Source organism: Micromonospora sp. NPDC047753, from assembly GCF_040642735.1.
Taxonomy (GTDB): domain Bacteria; phylum Actinomycetota; class Actinomycetes; order Mycobacteriales; family Micromonosporaceae; genus Micromonospora.
In genome coordinates this window covers 1-1,062 of record NZ_JBEYSL010000899.1, presented here as the reverse complement: position 1 = coordinate 1,062, position 1,062 = coordinate 1, and the positions used below count along the sequence as shown (strand labels likewise).

At 69.7% G+C, this 1,062-nt stretch carries 1 protein-coding gene and 1 pseudogene; both read right to left on the bottom strand.

Features of this window, described 5'->3' with window-relative positions:
- The coding region (locus tag ABZ749_RS35600; protein ID WP_357235859.1) for a Gfo/Idh/MocA family oxidoreductase at positions 1-706 on the bottom strand (706 nt) is incomplete at its 3' end.
- A gap of 38 nt (positions 707-744) precedes the next feature.
- A pseudogene (locus tag ABZ749_RS35595) lies at positions 745-1,062 on the bottom strand (ABC transporter ATP-binding protein); the annotation flags it as partial.

The window sequence follows — 1,062 nt, the reverse complement described above, 5'->3', positions numbered from 1 at the left end:
GATTAGCCTCGTCGACCCGTTCGGGCACGTGGGTGGCGGTCACGCAGGAGACGGCGGTGACCCGGCCGAACAGCTCCTCCAGCACGTAGTGCCAGTGCGGGAACATGTCGACCACGATGCCGCCGCCGTCCTCGGTCCGGTAGTTCCACGACGGCCGCTGAGCGGGCTGCCAGTCGCCCTCGAAGACCCAGTACCCGAACTCGCCGCGCACCGAGAGGATCCGACCGAAGAAGCCGCCGTCGATGAGGCGCTTGAGCTTGCGCAGACCGGGCAGGAAGAGCTTGTCCTGCACGACACCGGTGCGGACGCCGGCCGCGTCCGCCGCCCGGGCCAGGTCGAGGGCCGCCGCGGTGTCCTCGGCGAGAGGCTTCTCCGTGTAGATGTGCTTGCCGGCCTCGATGGCCTGCCGGATCGCCTTCTCCCGTTGCTGGGTGACCTGCGCGTCGAAGTAGATCTCGACGTCGTCGCGGGCCAGCGCCGAGGTCAGGTCCGTGGTCCAGTCGGTCAGCCCGTGCCGCTCGGCGAGCTCCCGGAGCTTCGTCTCGTTGCGCCCGACCAGGACCGGTTCCGGCCAGATGGTGGTGCCGTCGGCCAACGCCACACCACCGGATTCGCGGATGGCCAGCAGCGACCGGACGAGGTGCTGCCGGTAGCCCATCCTTCCGGTCACGCCGTTGACGATGATGCCGATCGACCTGCGGGTCATGGTGTTCCTTCCGTCGTGCTGGTCGTGCCGATCCGCGCTCAGTGGTTGGCGGCCGCGCTGCCGAGCAACCCACGCAGGTCGGTGGCGAGCCGGTCGAAGCGGGGATCCGACATCACCTGCGCGTAGTCGCGGTGCGCCGGCAGCTCGACCGGGAAGGTGCGGATGATCCGGCCGGGCCGGGGACTCATCACCACGACCCGGGTGCCGAGGAAGACCGCCTCGGCGATGGAGTGGGTGACCAGCACCACAGTGGTCCCGGTCTCGCGCCAGATCCGGTGCAGTTCGGCGTTCATCTGCTCCCGGGTCAGCGCGTCCAGGGCGCCGAAAGGTGAGGACATGGCCGAGCGCGAGGACCT